At 64.8% G+C, this 14,840-nt stretch carries 16 protein-coding genes; 5 read left to right on the top strand and 11 right to left on the bottom strand.

Annotation, left to right across the window (positions count from 1 at the left end):
• Positions 1–378: GGDEF domain-containing protein (locus AC6H42_RS17010; RefSeq protein ID WP_497548546.1), on the top strand; the 378-nt coding region annotated here is incomplete at its 5' end.
• 5 nt (positions 379–383) lie between these two features.
• Here the strand turns inward: AC6H42_RS17010 and AC6H42_RS17015 are convergent.
• The 8 genes from AC6H42_RS17015 to rpe all read right to left on the bottom strand — a co-directional run bounded on the left by AC6H42_RS17015 (position 384) and on the right by rpe (position 7,182).
• The gene (locus AC6H42_RS17015; protein WP_497548547.1) at positions 384–896 is read right to left on the bottom strand and encodes a hypothetical protein; all 513 of its coding nucleotides are present in this window, start codon (positions 894–896) and stop codon (positions 384–386) included.
• Positions 897–929: 33 nt separating this feature from the next.
• The gene (trpC, locus tag AC6H42_RS17020) at positions 930–1,730 is read right to left on the bottom strand and encodes an indole-3-glycerol phosphate synthase TrpC (RefSeq protein WP_497548548.1); all 801 of its coding nucleotides are present in this window, start codon (positions 1,728–1,730) and stop codon (positions 930–932) included.
• Between the two features lie 10 nt (positions 1,731–1,740).
• Complete coding sequence (locus AC6H42_RS17025; protein ID WP_497548549.1) at positions 1,741–2,391, bottom strand: LysE family translocator; 651 nt, start codon at positions 2,389–2,391, stop codon at positions 1,741–1,743.
• Between the two features lie 10 nt (positions 2,392–2,401).
• A complete protein-coding gene (gene trpD, locus AC6H42_RS17030) occupies positions 2,402–3,460 on the bottom strand; it encodes an anthranilate phosphoribosyltransferase (protein ID WP_057158099.1) in 1,059 nt (352 codons plus the stop codon).
• An 83-nt stretch (positions 3,461–3,543) separates the two neighbouring features.
• Positions 3,544–4,107, bottom strand: coding sequence for an anthranilate synthase component II (locus AC6H42_RS17035; RefSeq protein ID WP_497548550.1), 564 nt, complete (start codon positions 4,105–4,107; stop codon positions 3,544–3,546).
• A gap of 1 nt (position 4,108) precedes the next feature.
• Positions 4,109–5,605, bottom strand: a complete 1,497-nt coding sequence (trpE, locus tag AC6H42_RS17040) for an anthranilate synthase component I (RefSeq protein WP_057158097.1) — start codon at positions 5,603–5,605, stop codon at positions 4,109–4,111.
• Between the two features lie 201 nt (positions 5,606–5,806).
• Positions 5,807–6,517, bottom strand: a complete 711-nt coding sequence (locus tag AC6H42_RS17045; RefSeq protein WP_057158096.1) for a phosphoglycolate phosphatase — start codon at positions 6,515–6,517, stop codon at positions 5,807–5,809.
• Entirely contained in the window at positions 6,517–7,182 is a 666-nt protein-coding gene (rpe, locus tag AC6H42_RS17050; protein WP_057158095.1) for a ribulose-phosphate 3-epimerase, read from the bottom strand. Before rpe ends, AC6H42_RS17045 begins: the two co-directional genes overlap by 1 nt.
• 140 nt (positions 7,183–7,322) lie before the next feature.
• Between rpe and apaG the strand changes: the two genes are divergently transcribed.
• Complete coding sequence (gene apaG / locus AC6H42_RS17055; RefSeq protein ID WP_057158353.1) at positions 7,323–7,697, top strand: Co2+/Mg2+ efflux facilitator ApaG/CorD; 375 nt, start codon at positions 7,323–7,325, stop codon at positions 7,695–7,697.
• Between the two features lie 8 nt (positions 7,698–7,705).
• Here the strand turns inward: apaG and AC6H42_RS17060 are convergent, their stop codons facing one another.
• Positions 7,706–7,837: a hypothetical protein gene (locus tag AC6H42_RS17060; protein ID WP_267877840.1), complete on the bottom strand. Its 132-nt coding sequence runs from the start codon at positions 7,835–7,837 to the stop codon at positions 7,706–7,708.
• Positions 7,838–7,861: 24 nt separating this feature from the next.
• Here AC6H42_RS17060 and mltA point away from each other — a divergent pair, with 24 nt between their 5' ends.
• Positions 7,862–9,148 carry a murein transglycosylase A gene (mltA, locus tag AC6H42_RS17065; RefSeq protein WP_497548551.1) on the top strand — a complete coding sequence of 429 codons (1,287 nt, stop codon included), beginning with the start codon at positions 7,862–7,864 and terminating at the stop codon, positions 9,146–9,148.
• 63 nt (positions 9,149–9,211) lie between these two features.
• On the opposite strand, the gene AC6H42_RS17070 is transcribed toward mltA, so the two are convergent.
• A complete protein-coding gene (locus tag AC6H42_RS17070) occupies positions 9,212–9,655 on the bottom strand; it encodes a universal stress protein (protein ID WP_057158093.1) in 444 nt (147 codons plus the stop codon).
• Positions 9,656–9,812: 157 nt separating this feature from the next.
• On the opposite strand from AC6H42_RS17070, the gene AC6H42_RS17075 reads away from it, so the two are divergent.
• On the top strand, positions 9,813–12,545 hold the full coding sequence (locus AC6H42_RS17075) for a DUF4214 domain-containing protein (protein WP_497548552.1): 2,733 nt from the start codon (positions 9,813–9,815) through the stop codon (positions 12,543–12,545).
• On the opposite strand, the gene AC6H42_RS17080 is transcribed toward AC6H42_RS17075, so the two are convergent.
• Positions 12,536–13,792, bottom strand: coding sequence for an MFS transporter (locus AC6H42_RS17080; RefSeq protein ID WP_497548553.1), 1,257 nt, complete (start codon positions 13,790–13,792; stop codon positions 12,536–12,538). The two genes, AC6H42_RS17075 and AC6H42_RS17080, sit on opposite strands and share 10 nt — an antisense overlap.
• Positions 13,793–13,867: 75 nt before the next feature.
• Here AC6H42_RS17080 and AC6H42_RS17085 point away from each other — a divergent pair, with 75 nt between their 5' ends.
• Positions 13,868–14,644, top strand: a complete 777-nt coding sequence (locus tag AC6H42_RS17085; RefSeq protein WP_057158091.1) for an enoyl-CoA hydratase — start codon at positions 13,868–13,870, stop codon at positions 14,642–14,644.
• Positions 14,645–14,840 lie beyond the last annotated feature (196 nt).

Consider the following 14,840-nt stretch of genomic DNA (forward strand, 5'->3'; position numbering starts at 1 on the left):
GACCGCTTCAAGGCCATCAACGACCGCTATGGCCACGTGGTGGGCGACCGGGTGCTGGTGCAGATTGCCAATATCATCAGCGGGGCCCTGCGCGAAAGCGACTACGTGGCGCGCTTCGGCGGCGAGGAGTTCGTGGTGCTGCTGCCGGACGCGGAAGTGCCGCGCGCGATGATGGTGGCCGACCGTATCCGCACCGCGTTGCGCACCGACTGGGACGACCAGCTGCCGCCATGCACGGTGAGCATCGGCATCGGCACGCATGTGTCGCGCGAGGAAACGCTGGACAGCCTGCTGGGCCGCACCGATGCGGCGCTATACCGCGCCAAGGAAAATGGCCGCGACCGGGTGGAACTGGCCGAGACGGCGGAAATACGCTAATGGCGTCACTGCACCGGCGCCAGCGTGCGGATCTGGAAGCGGTATTCCTTGTTGAACAAAAAGGTCTCGGAAACATCGAAGGTCTTGTGATGCCCGGCCATCAGCTTGCCCGGCTTGGGGAAAGGCGCCGCCGCACGCATGGCGGCCAGCGCCAGGCCGCTGGCCTTCTGGTCGCGCGAGCGCGCCACGCGCAGGCTGACGATGTCGCCGTCGCGCCCGATCTTCGCTTCCAGCACCACAATGGAGGTCAGCAGCGGCGGTAGCGCCCCGCTGAAGGCCGCGTCGGGCGTGGCGGCCAGGATTTTGGCGGCCAGCGCGCGCTTGTAGTCGTCCAGGTTGTGGATGGGAGCAGGCAGCGGCGGCACCGGTACTTGCTCGGATGGCAGCGGCGTGCGGGGGATCTCGGCGGGCCGGGGCGCCGCTTCGCGGCGCGGCGGTTCCTTGCCGCAGGAGGCCAGAAGGGAAGCGCACAGCAGCGCCGCGAGGGCCACTGCGGCGGAGTGCTGTAACTTGCCCATGGCGGGCCTCCCGGTAAAGATGAGCGCAACAAGCTAGCTGAACAGGCGGCGCAGTTCCGCGCCTGGATCCGGCGCGCGCATGAAGGCTTCGCCCACCAGGAAACTGTGGACGTTCGCGTCGCGCATGCGCTGCACGTCGTCACTGTTGAGGATACCCGATTCCGTGATCACCAGGCGCTCTGCTGGGATGCGGGCGAGCAGGTCCAGCGTGGTGTCCAGCGAGGTTTCGAAGGTGCGCAGATTGCGGTTGTTGATGCCGATCAGATTGCTTTTCAGCTTCAGCGCGGCGCTCAGTTCGTCGCCGTCGTGCGACTCGATCAGCACCCCCATGCCCAGTTCGTGGGCGCAGGCCTCCATCTCGGCCATCAGGCCGTGGTCCAGGGCGGACACGATCAGCAGGATGCAGTCGGCGCCCATCGCGCGCGCTTCATAGATCTGGTACATGTCGATCATGAAGTCCTTGCGCAGCACCGGGATGTCGCAGGCGGCGCGGGCCTGTTTCAGGTACTCGTCGGCGCCCTGGAAGTAGTGCACGTCGGTCAGCACCGACAGGCAGGCGGCGCCGTGCCTGGTGTAGCTTTCGGCGATCTCGGCCGGGCGGAAGTCGGCGCGCAGCACGCCTTTGGACGGCGACGCCTTTTTCACTTCGGCGATCACGGCGGCGTTGCGGGCCGCGATACGGCTGCGCAGGCTGGCTTCGAAGCCGCGCAAGTTGGCGCGCAGTTCGGCGTCGCCTTCCGCTTCGGCGCGCACGCTGGCCAGGCTGCGGTGCTTCTTGGCTGCCGCCACTTCATCGGCCTTGGTGGCCAGGATCTTGTTCAGGATGTCGGACATGGTCGTGCTTTCAATGTTGTTCGGACAGCGCCAGGCGCGCGCCGAGTGCCAGGAACAGGCCGCCTGTAATGCGGTTCAGCCACAGCGCCACCAGCGGTTTGACTTTCAGGCGCGCGCTGGCGAAGGCGGTAAACACCGCCAGCCCGTTGCACCACAACATGCCGTTGAAGTTGAAGATGCAGCCCAGGATCAGGAAAGCCAGCGCCTTGTTGGGCGTATCGGCCGAGATGAATTGCGGCACGAAGGCCAGGAAGAACAGCGCAACCTTCGGGTTCAGCACATTGGTCAGGAATCCCTGCGCGAAGATCTTGCGGTAGGAGGCGGCGGGCGGCGCCGCCGTCTGCGCGCCCGGCGGGCCGCCGTCGCCGGTCTTCAGCCTGGCGCGCAGCATGCCGATGCCGACGTACACGATGTAGGCCGCGCCCACCCACTTCACCACGCCGAACGCCATGGCGGAAGTGGACAGCAGCGCCGACAGGCCGACGGCGGCGGCGGTGACGTGCACCATGGTGCCGGCGCCAATGCCCAGCGCGGCGGCGCAGCCGGCGCGCCAGCCCTGGGTGGCGCTGCGCGCCATGATGAGCAGGGAATCCGGCCCCGGCATGATGTTGAGCAGCAGGCCGGAGATGATAAAGAGCGTCAGGTCGTGGATGCCGAACATGGCGGGCTCCTTAATTGGCCGCGCCGAGCTGCTGCGTCACCGACACGAACTGCTCCACCTTGGCCAGCGCCGCGCCGGAGGCGATGGCGGCGCGCGCCTTGGCCAGCCCGTCCTCGATGGACGAGGCCACGCCGGCCGCGTACAGCGCCGTGCCGGCGTTCAGGGCCACGATGTCGTAGGCCGCGCCGGCTTCGCCGCGCAGCGCTTCCATCATCCTGGCCTTCGATTCGGTGGCGTCGGCCACTTTCAGGTTGCGGCTGGCGATCATCTGCATGCCGAAGTCTTCCGGGTGGATTTCGTATTCGCGGATTTCGCCGTTCACCAGTTCGCCCACCATGGTGGAGGCGCCCAGCGACACTTCATCCATATTGTCCTTGCCGTACACCACCACCGCATGCTGGGCGCCCAGGCGTTGCAGCACGCGCACCTGGATACCCACCAGATCCTGGTGGAACACGCCCATCAGGATATTCGGCGCGCCGGCCGGATTGGTCAGCGGGCCCAGGATGTTGAAGATCGAGCGCACGCCCAGTTCGCGGCGCACCGGCGCCACGTGCTTCATGGCGGCGTGGTGGTTGGGCGCGAACATGAAGCCGATGCCGGTCTGCGCGATGGACTGCGCGATCTGCTCCGGCTTCAGGTTGATGTTGGCGCCCAGCGATTCGATCACGTCGGCCGAGCCGGACGAGGACGACACGCTGCGCCCGCCGTGCTTGGCCACGCGCGCGCCGGCCGCCGCCGCCACGAACATGGCGGTGGTGGAGATGTTGAAGGTGTGCGCGCCGTCGCCGCCGGTGCCGACGATGTCGAGCAGGTTGGTGGTGTCGGCCATCGGCACCTTGGTGGAGAACTCGCGCATCACCTGCGCGGCGGCGGCGATTTCGCCGATGGTTTCCTTCTTCACGCGCAGGCCCATGGTCAGGGCCGCGACCATCACGGGCGACATTTCGCCGGACATGATCTGGCGGAACAGGTGCAGCATTTCGTCGTGGAAGATCTCGCGGTGCTCGATGCAGCGCAGCAGCGCTTCCTGCGGGGTAATCTGGTGCGTATTTTTAGACGTAGGCATGGCGTTTCCTCTTCAATTCGTATTGAGCTCGGGACGGATTTCGGGCCAGGGTTGTGTCGGCGCGCGCTGGCGCGCCGGCCCGGTCAGCGTTCCAGGAAGTTCTTCAGCAGCGCGTGGCCGTGTTCCGACAGGATGGACTCGGGGTGGAACTGCACGCCCTCGATGTCGTATTCCTTGTGGCGCACGCCCATGATCTCGCCGTCGTCGGTCCATGCCGTCACTTCCAGGCAGGACGGCAGCGAGGCCCGTTCGATCGCCAGCGAGTGGTAGCGGATCACGGTGAAGGGGCTGGGCAGGTCCTTGAAGACGCCCACGCCGGTATGCGCGATAACGGAAGTTTTGCCATGCATGACCTGCTTGGCGCGGATCACCTTGCCGCCGAACGCTTCGCCGATGGCCTGGTGGCCCAGGCACACGCCGAGGATAGGCTTCTTGCCCGCGAAGTGCTTCAGCACGTCGATGGAAATGCCCGCCTGCGCAGGGTCTTTCGGACCGGGCGAAATGCAGATGCGGTCCGGGTCCATCGCTTCGATTTCAGCGATCGTGATTTCGTCGTTGCGGAAGGTGCGCACATTCTCGCCCAGCTCGCCGAAATACTGCACGATGTTGTAGGTGAAGGAGTCGTAGTTGTCGATCATCAGCAGCATCTCAGAACTCCCCATCCAGGCCATCTTGCACTTGTTCGGCGGCGCGCAGTACGGCGCGCGCCTTGTTTTCAGTTTCCTGCCATTCCATTTCCGGTACCGAGTCGGCCACGATGCCGGCTGCCGCCTGCACGTACAGCATGCCGTCCTTGATCACGCCGGTGCGGATGGCGATCGCCACGTCCATTTCGCCGCCGAAGGACAGGTAGCCGCAGGCGCCGCCGTAGATACCGCGCTTGGTGATTTCCAGCTCGTCGATCACTTCCATGGCACGCACTTTCGGCGCACCGGTCAAGGTGCCGGCCGGGAAGGTGGCGCGCAGCACGTCCAGGTTGGACATGCCTTGCTTCAGCGTGCCTTCCACGTTGGAGACGATGTGCTGCACGTGCGAGTACTTCTCGATCACCATGCGGTCGGTGACCTTGACGGTGCCGATGTCGGAGATGCGGCCCAGGTCGTTGCGCGCCAGGTCGATCAGCATCACGTGCTCGGCGATCTCTTTCGGGTCGGCCAGCAGTTCCCTGGCCAGCTCGGCGTCGCGTTCCGGCGTGCCGCCGCGCGGGCGGGTGCCGGCGATGGGGCGCAGCGTGACCTTCTTCTGGCCGTCTGCCGCGGTCTCGTTGCGCACCAGGATCTCGGGCGAGGCGCCGACGATCTGCATGTCGCCGAAATTGTAGAAATACATATACGGCGACGGGTTCAGCGAACGCAGCGCGCGGTACAGCGTCAGCGGCGAATCCACGTAGGGCTTGCGCAGGCGCTGGCCGATCTGCACCTGCATCAGGTCGCCGGCCATCACGTACTCGTGGGCGCGGGCCACCGCCTTCAGGTAGTCTTCCTTGTCGAAGTCGCGGATGGTTTCGGTGCGCACCGAGGCGCTCGTCACCGGCGCGTCCACGCCGCGGCGCAGCAGGGCGCGCAGGTCTTTCAGGCGCTGGCGCGCTTTCGAATACGATTCGGGCTGGGTGGTGTCGGCGTAGACGATCAGGTACAGCTTGCCGGAGATATTGTCGATCACCGCCAGCTCTTCGGTCACCATCAGCTGGATGTCCGGCAGGTTCAGATCATCCCTGGGCGCGCCGCCGGCCAGCTTTTTCTCGATGTGGCGCACCGTGTCGTAGCCGAAGTAGCCGGCCAGGCCGCCGCAGAAGCGCGGCATGCCGGGGCGCAGCGCCACCTTGAAGCGGGACTGGAACTGTTCGATGAAGTCGAGCGGATTGCCTTCGTGCGTTTCGATGACGGCGCCGTTCTTGACGATTTCGGTGAGGTTGCCGTGCGTGCGCAGCAGGGTGGTCGCGGGCAGGCCGATGAAGGAGTAGCGGCCGAAGCGCTCGCCGCCCACCACCGATTCGAGCAGGAAGGTGTTCTTGCCGTGGTTCTGGGTCTGCGCCAGCTTCAGGTACAGCGTCAGCGGGGTTTCCAGATCGGCGAAGGCTTCCGCGATCAGGGGGATACGGTTGTAGCCTTGCGTGGCCAGCGATTTGAATTCGAGTTCGGTCATGTTCTCTCCATGCCGCCCAAAGCGATAGGTGGAGTTCGGGCGGGAGTAGTTCAAAAAACCTGTCGGCGCACGAAAATGCGGGCGACAGCAATCAGCGCGGGTCAGTTAGCCCAGGATTGCCAGCGTCGCCATAGCCAGGCCTCAATCGAGCCCTGGTGCGTGACATTGTGTCTTTTGTTGAGAAACATGCTGTGTTTAGGATCAGTTTGCTATCTGGTTGTGCAAGCGTATCAAGTCGGCCGCGTGTAGCAGCGTGTCAACTATACCATCGGAATCTGTGTCGTGTATAGACTCGCCGTGATTGTAGCCGTACGGCACTGTCAGGACCGGGCAGCCGGCCGCGCGCGCCGCCTGCGCGTCGTTCGACGAGTCGCCAATGGCCACCACCTGGGCCGGCGCCAGCGAAAAATCGCTGCACACCTGCAGCAGCGGCATGGGATGCGGCTTCTTCTGCGGCAGCGAATCGCCGCCGTAGACCACCTCGAAATAGCCGGCCAGGCCTTTCTGCTCCAGCAGCGGCCTGGCGAAGGCGATCGGCTTGTTGGTCACGCAGGCCAGGCGCAGGCCGCTGGCCTTGAGCGCGTCCAGTCCGGCGGCCACGTCCGGATACAGCGCGCTGTGCTCGCCGTTGATGTCCAGGTAGTGGCGCTGGTAGGCTGCCATGGCGGCCGGGAAGCGCTGCGCCACGCCGGCGGCGTCGAAAAACACGCCCAGCACCAGGCGGATCAGGTGTTCCGAGCCTTTGCCCACCATCCGCTCGATCCGTTCGACGGCCAGCGGCGCCATGCCGATGTCGGCCAGCATGCGGTTGATGGCGACATGGAAGTCCGGCATGGTGTGCAGCATGGTGCCGTCCAGGTCGATGATGGCGGCCCGTACGCCGCGCAATGGTGCAGGGGCCGCCGTCGTCATTACACGCCCGCCAGCTGTGCGCGCATGGCGTCGATCACTGCCTTATAGTCCGGCTGGCCGAAGATGGCCGAACCGGCGACAAAGGTGTCGGCGCCGGCCTTGGCAGCGGCGGCGATGTTGTCGATCTTGATGCCGCCGTCCACTTCCAGCAGGATGTCGCGGCCGGACTCGTCGATCATGCGGCGCGCTTCGGCGATCTTCTTGAGCGCCTGCGGAATGAACGATTGGCCGCCGAAGCCGGGGTTGACCGACATGATCAGGATCATGTCGATCTTGTCCATCACGTGCTCCAGGTAGCTCAGCGGGGTGGCCGGATTGAACACCAGGCCGGCCTTGCAGCCGTGGTCGCGGATCAGCTGCAGCGAGCGGTCGATGTGGTCGGACGCTTCCGGGTGGAAGGTGATGATGTTGGCGCCAGCCTTGGCGAAGTCGGGAATGATGCGGTCCACCGGCTTGACCATCAGGTGCACGTCGATCGGCACGTCCACATGCGGACGGATGGCCTGGCACACCAGCGGCCCGATGGTCAGGTTGGGCACGTAGTGGTTGTCCATCACGTCGAAGTGGATGATGTCGGCGCCGGCGGTGACGACATTGCGCACTTCCTCACCCAGGCGGGCGAAGTCGGCGGACAGGATGGACGGGGCGATACGGAAGGTAGTCATGGATGGGCCTGCGATAAAAAGATGCGCTATTTTACGCTGACCCTTGCGCCCGCGCCGGATTTGCGGTGCAATGTCAGATAGACGATAACAATTCGTTACGCTTGCACGAAGAACTACTGAGGAATTACTAAGGATTGCAGATGGCCACTTATGAATTCACTGTTTCGGTCAGAACCCAGTATCTGCCCGAGCAGTCCGATCCTGAACGCACCAACTTCGTGTTCACTTATTCGATCACGATCAAAAACACCGGCACCGTGGCCGCGCAGCTGATTTCGCGCCACTGGGTCATCACCGACGCCAACAACCATACCGAAGAGGTGCGCGGCCTGGGCGTGGTGGGCCACCAGCCGCTGCTGCAGCCGGGCGAGCAGTTCGAATACACCAGCGGCACCGCGCTGGCCACGCCGCAGGGTTCCATGGTCGGCGAGTATTTCTGCGTGGCCGAGGACGGCCACCAGTTCGAAGCCAGGATCCCGGAATTCGTGCTGTCGCTGCCGCGTACGCTGCACTAAGCGGCCAATCAAGCCTGGCTGTCGTCCTTGCCGCCTGCATCGGGACCGGGCAGCGGCTTGGCGGCCGGCTTCTTCTTGGATGGCAACGTCCACCAGACGATGAACACCAGCAGGAACAGCGCCACAAACGCTTCCAACATCAACACCCACATATCCAGTCCCCCATGTTATTTGCACGCAGTAGTTTAATCCTTTCCCTGGGCGCCGTGGCGCTGGCGCTTGCGGGCTGTACTTCCCCGCTGCCCAAGCCGGGCGCGCCGCCGGCCCAGCCACGGCCGCCCGAGCAGCCGGCCGCACCGGTTCAGCCGGCGCCGCCAAGCCAGCCGGTGCAGCCGGCGCCGTCCGCCGTGCCGGCCACGCCCGCCGCGCCCGCCGCCATCCGCTTCGTGCCGGCGACCTTCGCGGCGCTGCCCGGCTGGGAGCGCGATGACGTACGCGCCGCCTGGCCGGCCTTCATGGCGTCCTGCGCGGTGCTGGGCAAGCGCGCCGAATGGAAAGAGTCGTGCGGCGTGGCGCGCCAGGTCAACGCCGGAGACGAAAAAGCCATCCGCCTGTACTTCGAGAGCTTCTTCGAGCCGCGGCAGGTGATCGCGCCGGACGGCGCGGACACCGGCCTGGTCACCGGCTACTACGAGCCGCTGCTGCGCGGCGCGCGCAAAAAAGGCGGCCCCTACCAGACCCCTCTCTACAAGGTGCCGGACGATCTGCTTACCGTGGACATGGCCAGCGTCTACCCGGAGCTGAAAGGCATGCGCCTGCGCGGCCGCCTGCAGGGCAAGAAGGTGGTGCCGTATTCGACCCGCGCCGACATCGAGAGCGCCAGCTTCACCGGCAAGGAACTGATGTGGGTGGACGACTCGGTGGAAGCCTTCTTCCTGCAAGTGCAGGGTTCCGGCCGCGTGCAGCTGACCGACACGCTGGAAACGGTGCGCGTGGCCTATGCCGACCAGAACGGCCACCCGTACAAGTCGATTGGCCGCTACCTGGTGGAAAAGGGCGAGCTGACGGCCGACCAGGCGTCCGCGCAAGGGATCAAGGCCTGGATCGCCGGACATCCGACGCGCCAGGCCGAGCTGTTCAACGCCAACCCGTCCTATGTGTTCTTCAAGGAAGAAAAGCTGCCGGACCCGAAAGTGGGGCCGAAAGGGGCGCTGGGCGTGCCGCTCACGCCGCAGCGTTCTGTGGCCATCGACGCCTCGCAGCTGCCGCTTGGCGCGCCGGTGTTCCTGTCCACCACCCAGGCCAACAGCGACATCCCGCTGCAGCGCCTGGTGATGGCGCAGGACACGGGCGGCGCCATCCGTGGCGCGATCCGGGTCGATTACTTCTTCGGCTTTGGCACCGAAGCGGCCGAAAACGCCGGCCGCATGAAGCAGCGCGGCAGCGTCTGGGTACTGATGCCCAGGCAGGTGCCGCCGGCCGCTTCCGCCAAGCCGTCCCGCAAATCCTGACGCCGGGCCCGCAGGGCGGGTGCGCGGGCCTGGCCGCGTCACCCGCCGGCGCCGGCGCCGCCGCTAGCGCAGCACCAGCACGGGCAACTCCGTGTGCGCCAGCACCTTCTGCGTTTCGCTGCCCAGGAACAGCTTGTTCAGCCCTTTCCTGCCGTGCGACGCCATCACGATGGCGTCGCAGCCGTGCTTCTCGGCTGCCGCCACGATCTCCTGGTACGGGCTGGGCGACAGCGCCACCAGGCCCTCGAACGGCACGCCCGCCGCGCTGGCCGCCGCCGCCACCTTGTTCACATTGTCGCGCGCGGCGCGCTCCATCTGCCCCTCGAACACCTCCGCGTCCGGCGCCACGATGCCGCTGTCGCCGCTCAGGGTCATGAACGGGAAGGGCTGGATCACGCTGATGGCGGTCACCCGCCCGCCGTGCACGCGGGCCAGCTCCAGCACGCGGGCCGCCGCTTTGTCCGACAGTTCGGAACCGTCGGTGGGAAATAATATGTGGGTAAACATGGCATCCTCCTGGTCGTGGTCGGCGATGGACCAGTGTAGGCGCGATGACTTCCCGCGCGGCGCACGGCAGCGGCAGAAAATTTCCAGGTGACAATTTGTGATATTTGGATGGCATGGTTGCGCTTACAATCTCGTCAACTTCAAACAGTGAGATTGCATGGCCACCCTCGACGACTACTCCTCCGACACCAGCACCACCGGCGTTCTGCAAGCCGGCGGCCAGACCTCCGCCAGGTTCGATCAAAGCGGCGACACCGACTGGTTCCGCGTCACGCTGGCGGCCAATAGCTACTACACCTTCCAGCTGGAGCTTGCGCCGCAGGCGGGCAGCAGCATCTATTCTTCCCTGTCCCTGCGGTCCCCGCAGGGCAGCTACCTGTCATCGCAGAGCTCCAGTTCCAGCGGCGCGAACACCGTGGCCACCTTCAAGACCGGCGCCGCCGGCGACTACTTCATCAGCGCTGGCACCTCGTACTACAGCGGCACCCAGTCCTACGCCTATACGCTCAAGGCCAGCGCGGGCACTGCCGATGCGGTTGGCGATACTGCGCAGACCGCCGCGCCCATCGTGCTGGGCGTGCAAACGGGCGGCGTATTCGAAGGGCCGTCGGACACCGACGTCTACAAGATTGCGCTGGAAAAGGGTGTCAGCTATCAGATCAAGCAAACCTTTACCGGCATTTCCGGCAACTACTCCAGCATAGGGGTGACCAACGCGGCCGGCCAGAGCATGCAGGGCGGCAGTTCGATGAACGGGATCTTTTCTTTCACCGCCGGCGCCAGCGGCGACTATTACATTTCCACGCGCGGCGGCGGCAACGAGGCGCAGGGATACAACCTGCTGGCCGCGGCGGCGGCGGACGACTACAAGGCCGTGGCGGCCGGAGCGGGAGCACTGCAGGTAGGCGGCAGCGTCAAGGGCAAGCTGGAAGTGGGCGGCGACCGCGACTGGTACGCCGTCACGTTGAACGCCAACACCGTCTACTGGTTTACCGCCAAGACCGATCCCGCCAGCAGCGGCGCCGGCTACAGTTCCAGCAGCACGCAGCTGAAGCTGTTCGACAGCGCCGAGCAGGTAATGGCCTCCATCAGCGGCTACAACAGCCAGGCCGTGCTGCAGTTCGTGCCGACCAAGACCGGCACCTATTACTTCGAGGTGGGCGATAGCTATGGCTACACGGGCAATTACCTGGCCAGCGCCGGCATCGGCGTGCGCGACGACCATGGCGACACCAAGGCCGCAGCGACAGCCATTGCGGTGGGCAGCACCGCCAGCGGCAAGCTGGAATTGCCCACCGATAGCGATATGTTCAAGGTCGCGGTGAAGGCCGGCGCCACCTATGTGTTCGAGCTGGTGGCCAAGAGCACCGGCAACAACATCGATGTGAACCTGTCCGGCCAGGACGCGAACGGCTATTCCTCCAACCTGGTCACCTACTCGAAGACCGGCGTTGCCGAGTACCGCGTGTATACCGCCGCGACGACGGGTGATTTTTATCTGACGGTTAGCAATGGTTACAGCGGCGGTACGCCCGGCTATACGCTGCAGGTCAGCACGCCGGCCGCCGACGATTTCGCCGCCAGCGCGGCCACGGCCGGCGCGCTGGCCACCGGCGAGAAGGTGGCCGGCACGCTGGACTATGTCGGCGATGTCGACTGGATCAAGGTCAAGCTCGCGGCGGGCAACAAGTATGCGTTCGTGCTGGAGGGGGCGGCCAGCGGACAAGGCACGCTGGACGTATCGAACGTCGGCATGTCGCTCTTGAACAGCCAGGGCGGCGGCTACTACAACCTGCAGGGCTTTAGCGGATTGAAGGGCAGAGGCTACAGTTTCACGTGCGAAACGGGTGGCGACTACTACCTTGCGGTGACGCCGGGGAGCTATTACGGAGCAGTTACCGGGACCTACGCGGTCAGCGCGTACAACCTGAGCGGTGACAAGGCGCTGCCGGGCCTGGTTTCCTTCGCACCCGGCAGCGGCAGCACCGGCGCCAGCCTGACCGGCAATATCACGCTCACTTTCAATGAACTGGTGCGTGGCGGCGAAGGCTACATTCGCCTGGTTAATGCCGTGGGTGACGTGGTCGAATCATTCTACCTGTCCAGCTCCGAGAACCGGATCCAGGTCAACGGCAATGTGGTCACCATCAATCCGACGGCCAATCTCCAGCCCGGCACCAAATACACGCTGGAAGTGCCGGCAGGCTCGCTGCTCGACTATGCGGGCAACAAATTCCTGGCCAGCTCGGTATACAGCTTCACCACTGTCGAGACGGTGGCGCAGGGCGGCAGCGGCAACGATCTGCTGTCCGGCATCGGCACCAATGTGCGCCTGTCCGGCGGTGACGGCATCGACACCGTGATTTATGGCAGTACCTGGTCCAACTACGACGTCGGCATCAGTGCCGGCGAGGCAAGCGTACGCTACCGCTACGGCGGCAGCTCGGGCACGGGGGACAGCCTGACCGGCGTGGAGCGCCTGCAGTTTAGCGACCGCAGCATCGCGCTGGATGTGAACGGCCACGGCGGCCAGGCTTACCGGCTTTACCAGGCAGCGTTCAACCGCGCACCGGACAAGGAGGGGCTGGGCTTCTGGATGGCGCAAATGGACAACGGTTCGTCGCTGAATGCGGTGGCCAATGCCTTCCTGGGCAGTACGGAATTCCAGCAGCGCTACGGTAACCTCAGCAATGAGGAATTCGTCAACAGCATGTTTGAGAACGTGCTGCACCGCGCGGGGAAACCGGCCGGCATCGCGTTCTGGGTGGGGCAGCTGGACAATGGCGCCACGCGCGCCGATGTGCTGATGGGATTCAGCGAGAGCGCCGAGAACAGCGCCGAGATCCTGCAAATCATCGGCAACGGCTTCGAGTATACGCCTTACGGCTGATCCGGCGCCACGCTGCGCAGCGGCCGCGACATCAGCAGCGCCGCTGCCAGGGCCACGCCGCCCGCAGCCATGCAGACCATGCCGGTGCGGATGCCGTACAGGTCGCCCAGGTAGCCGGCGGCCAGCGCCCCGACCGGCCCGGTGACGCCGGTGAGGAAACGCATGGTGGAGATTACGCGGCCGCTGTATTCGTCCGGCGTGGCTTGCAGGCGCAGCGCCATGAACGGGATAAAGAACAGCATCACCGCGCAGTCGAACAGGAACACCATCATACCGTAGGCCACGGCGCTGTATATCGGATTGCCGAACAGGGCGGCCGGTATTGCCGGCGTCAGCACAAAGCTGGCCACGGTGCCGCAGGTACCCACCAGGAAGGTCTTGCCCGCGCCGTAGCGGCGGTTCAGCCGCTTGACCAGTACCGCGCTGACAAACACACCCAGCCCGCCCAGCATCTGCGCCGCGCCCAGCATGCCCGGCGTCATGCCCAGTTCACGGGTGGCCAGCAGGATCAGCAGCGCGCTGTAGCCGAACATGAACACATGCCACAGTGCCGCGCCCCAGGCCAGCGTGCGCAGCAGCGGTTCATGCCAGATGAAGGCGAAACCGGAAGCGATGTCGCGCAGCGGGTGCTTTTCCGACGGTACCGGCGCCGGCTCCACCACCTTCGTCTTGCGCAAGCTCCATGCCGATACCATGAAAGTGACGGCGTCGAACAGCACCGCGACGGGCGCAGTCAGCCACTGCACCAGCAGCCCGGCCAGCCCCGGCGCCACCAGCCGGGTGACCGATTCGGTGGTGGCGAACTTCGATTGGGCCTCGACCAGTTGCTGGCGCCCGACCATCAGGTTCAGGTAGATCTGCTCGGCGGCGCCGCTCAGCACGCCGCAGCTGGCAAACAGAAAGGTGGTGGTATACAGCCAGGGCATGGACAGCAGTCCCAGCCACCAGCCCAGCGGAATGCTGGCCAGCAGCAAGCCTTGCAGCACGCGGCTGGCGAGCAGGATGGGCAGTTTGCGGTGGCGGTCCAGCCACACGCCGGCCGGCAGCGCGAACAGCGCATACGGGATGGCCTGGCAAGCGATAATGATGCCCATCTGGCCGGGCGTGGCGTGCAGCAGCAGTGCCGAGCACAGCGGAATGGCCAGCGTGCTGATTTGCGCGCCAAAGCTGGTCAGGATGCTGCTGAACCAGTAGCGGCGGAAATCGGCGTTGCGCAGCAGGGGATCGTCGGCGGAGAAGAATGGCATCGGCGCGAATAATACCAGCGCTCTTGCAAGAACAGCTACAATCGCCCGATATCCCGCTTTAATAAGGAGACCTCGATGCAATATGAAGACCTGATCGTAGAAACGCATGGCAAGGTTGCGCTGATCCGCCTGAACCGTCCGAAAGCGCTGAACGCGCTGAACGACCGCATGATGAATGAGCTGGGCGAAGCATTCCGCATTTACGACGCGGACCCGGAGATCGGCTGCATCATCCTGACCGGCAGCGAAAAAGCCTTCGCGGCCGGCGCCGACATCGCGGCCATGGCCGATTACACCTATCAGGACACTTACCGCGACAACTACATCACGCGCAACTGGGAACACATCCTCAAGGTGCGCAAGCCGGTGATCGGCGCCGTGGCCGGCTTCGCGCTGGGCGGCGGCTGCGAACTGGCCATGATGTGCGATTTCCTGATCGCGGCGGACAGCGCGAAATTCGGCCAGCCCGAGATCAAAGTCGGCGTCACGCCCGGCGCCGGCGGCACGCAGCGCCTGCCGCGCGCCATCGGTAAAGCCAAGGCCATGGACCTGCTGCTGACCGCACGCATGATCGATGCGGCGGAAGCGGAGCGCATCGGCCTGGTGTCGCGCGTGGTGCCGGCGGATAAGCTGATCGAGGAAACCCTGGCGGCGGCCACCACCATTGCCTCCATGTCCACCTCGGTCGCGATGCAGATCAAGGATGCGGTTAATCGCGCCTTCGAAACCACGCTGACCGAAGGCGTTAACTATGAGCGCCGCCTGTTCCACGCAGCGTTTGGCACCCCGGCGCAGCGCGAAGGCATGCATGCTTTCCTGGAAAAGCGTCCCGCGAAATTCGACGGACTCTGAAATTAGGTGTTGACGGGAGGAGGGCGAAGCCCCATACTCTCGTTTCTCTGCTGCTGACGAACAAAACGCTTCGTTGGAAACGGCAGGTTCTTTAAAAATTAACAGTCGATAAGTGTGGGCGTTTGATGATGATGCCGGAGGCGCAAGCCTCTTAGCTCAAATTATTAAACGCTCAACAAAAGAAATAAACGTGACC

The sequence above is a fragment of the Massilia sp. NBRC 108631 genome, assembly GCF_059704565.1.

Excerpts from the sequence above, each read along its gene's own strand:
- AC6H42_RS17015 (WP_497548547.1), bottom strand. The coding sequence starts at position 896 with ATGGGCAAGTTACAGCACTCCGCCGCAGTGGCCCTCGCGGCGCTGCTG.
- trpC (WP_497548548.1), bottom strand. The coding sequence starts at position 1,730 with ATGTCCGACATCCTGAACAAGATCCTGGCCACCAAGGCCGATGAAGTG.
- AC6H42_RS17025 (WP_497548549.1), bottom strand. The coding sequence starts at position 2,391 with ATGTTCGGCATCCACGACCTGACGCTCTTTATCATCTCCGGCCTGCTG.
- trpD (WP_057158099.1), bottom strand. The coding sequence starts at position 3,460 with ATGCCTACGTCTAAAAATACGCACCAGATTACCCCGCAGGAAGCGCTG.
- AC6H42_RS17035 (WP_497548550.1), bottom strand. The coding sequence starts at position 4,107 with ATGCTGCTGATGATCGACAACTACGACTCCTTCACCTACAACATCGTG.
- trpE (WP_057158097.1), bottom strand. The coding sequence starts at position 5,605 with ATGACCGAACTCGAATTCAAATCGCTGGCCACGCAAGGCTACAACCGT.
- AC6H42_RS17045 (WP_057158096.1), bottom strand. The coding sequence starts at position 6,517 with ATGACGACGGCGGCCCCTGCACCATTGCGCGGCGTACGGGCCGCCATC.
- rpe (WP_057158095.1), bottom strand. The coding sequence starts at position 7,182 with ATGACTACCTTCCGTATCGCCCCGTCCATCCTGTCCGCCGACTTCGCC.
- apaG (WP_057158353.1), top strand. The coding sequence starts at position 7,323 with ATGGCCACTTATGAATTCACTGTTTCGGTCAGAACCCAGTATCTGCCC.
- AC6H42_RS17060 (WP_267877840.1), bottom strand. The coding sequence starts at position 7,837 with ATGTTGGAAGCGTTTGTGGCGCTGTTCCTGCTGGTGTTCATCGTCTGG.
- mltA (WP_497548551.1), top strand. The coding sequence starts at position 7,862 with ATGTTATTTGCACGCAGTAGTTTAATCCTTTCCCTGGGCGCCGTGGCG.
- AC6H42_RS17070 (WP_057158093.1), bottom strand. The coding sequence starts at position 9,655 with ATGTTTACCCACATATTATTTCCCACCGACGGTTCCGAACTGTCGGAC.
- AC6H42_RS17075 (WP_497548552.1), top strand. The coding sequence starts at position 9,813 with ATGGCCACCCTCGACGACTACTCCTCCGACACCAGCACCACCGGCGTT.
- AC6H42_RS17080 (WP_497548553.1), bottom strand. The coding sequence starts at position 13,792 with ATGCCATTCTTCTCCGCCGACGATCCCCTGCTGCGCAACGCCGATTTC.
- AC6H42_RS17085 (WP_057158091.1), top strand. The coding sequence starts at position 13,868 with ATGCAATATGAAGACCTGATCGTAGAAACGCATGGCAAGGTTGCGCTG.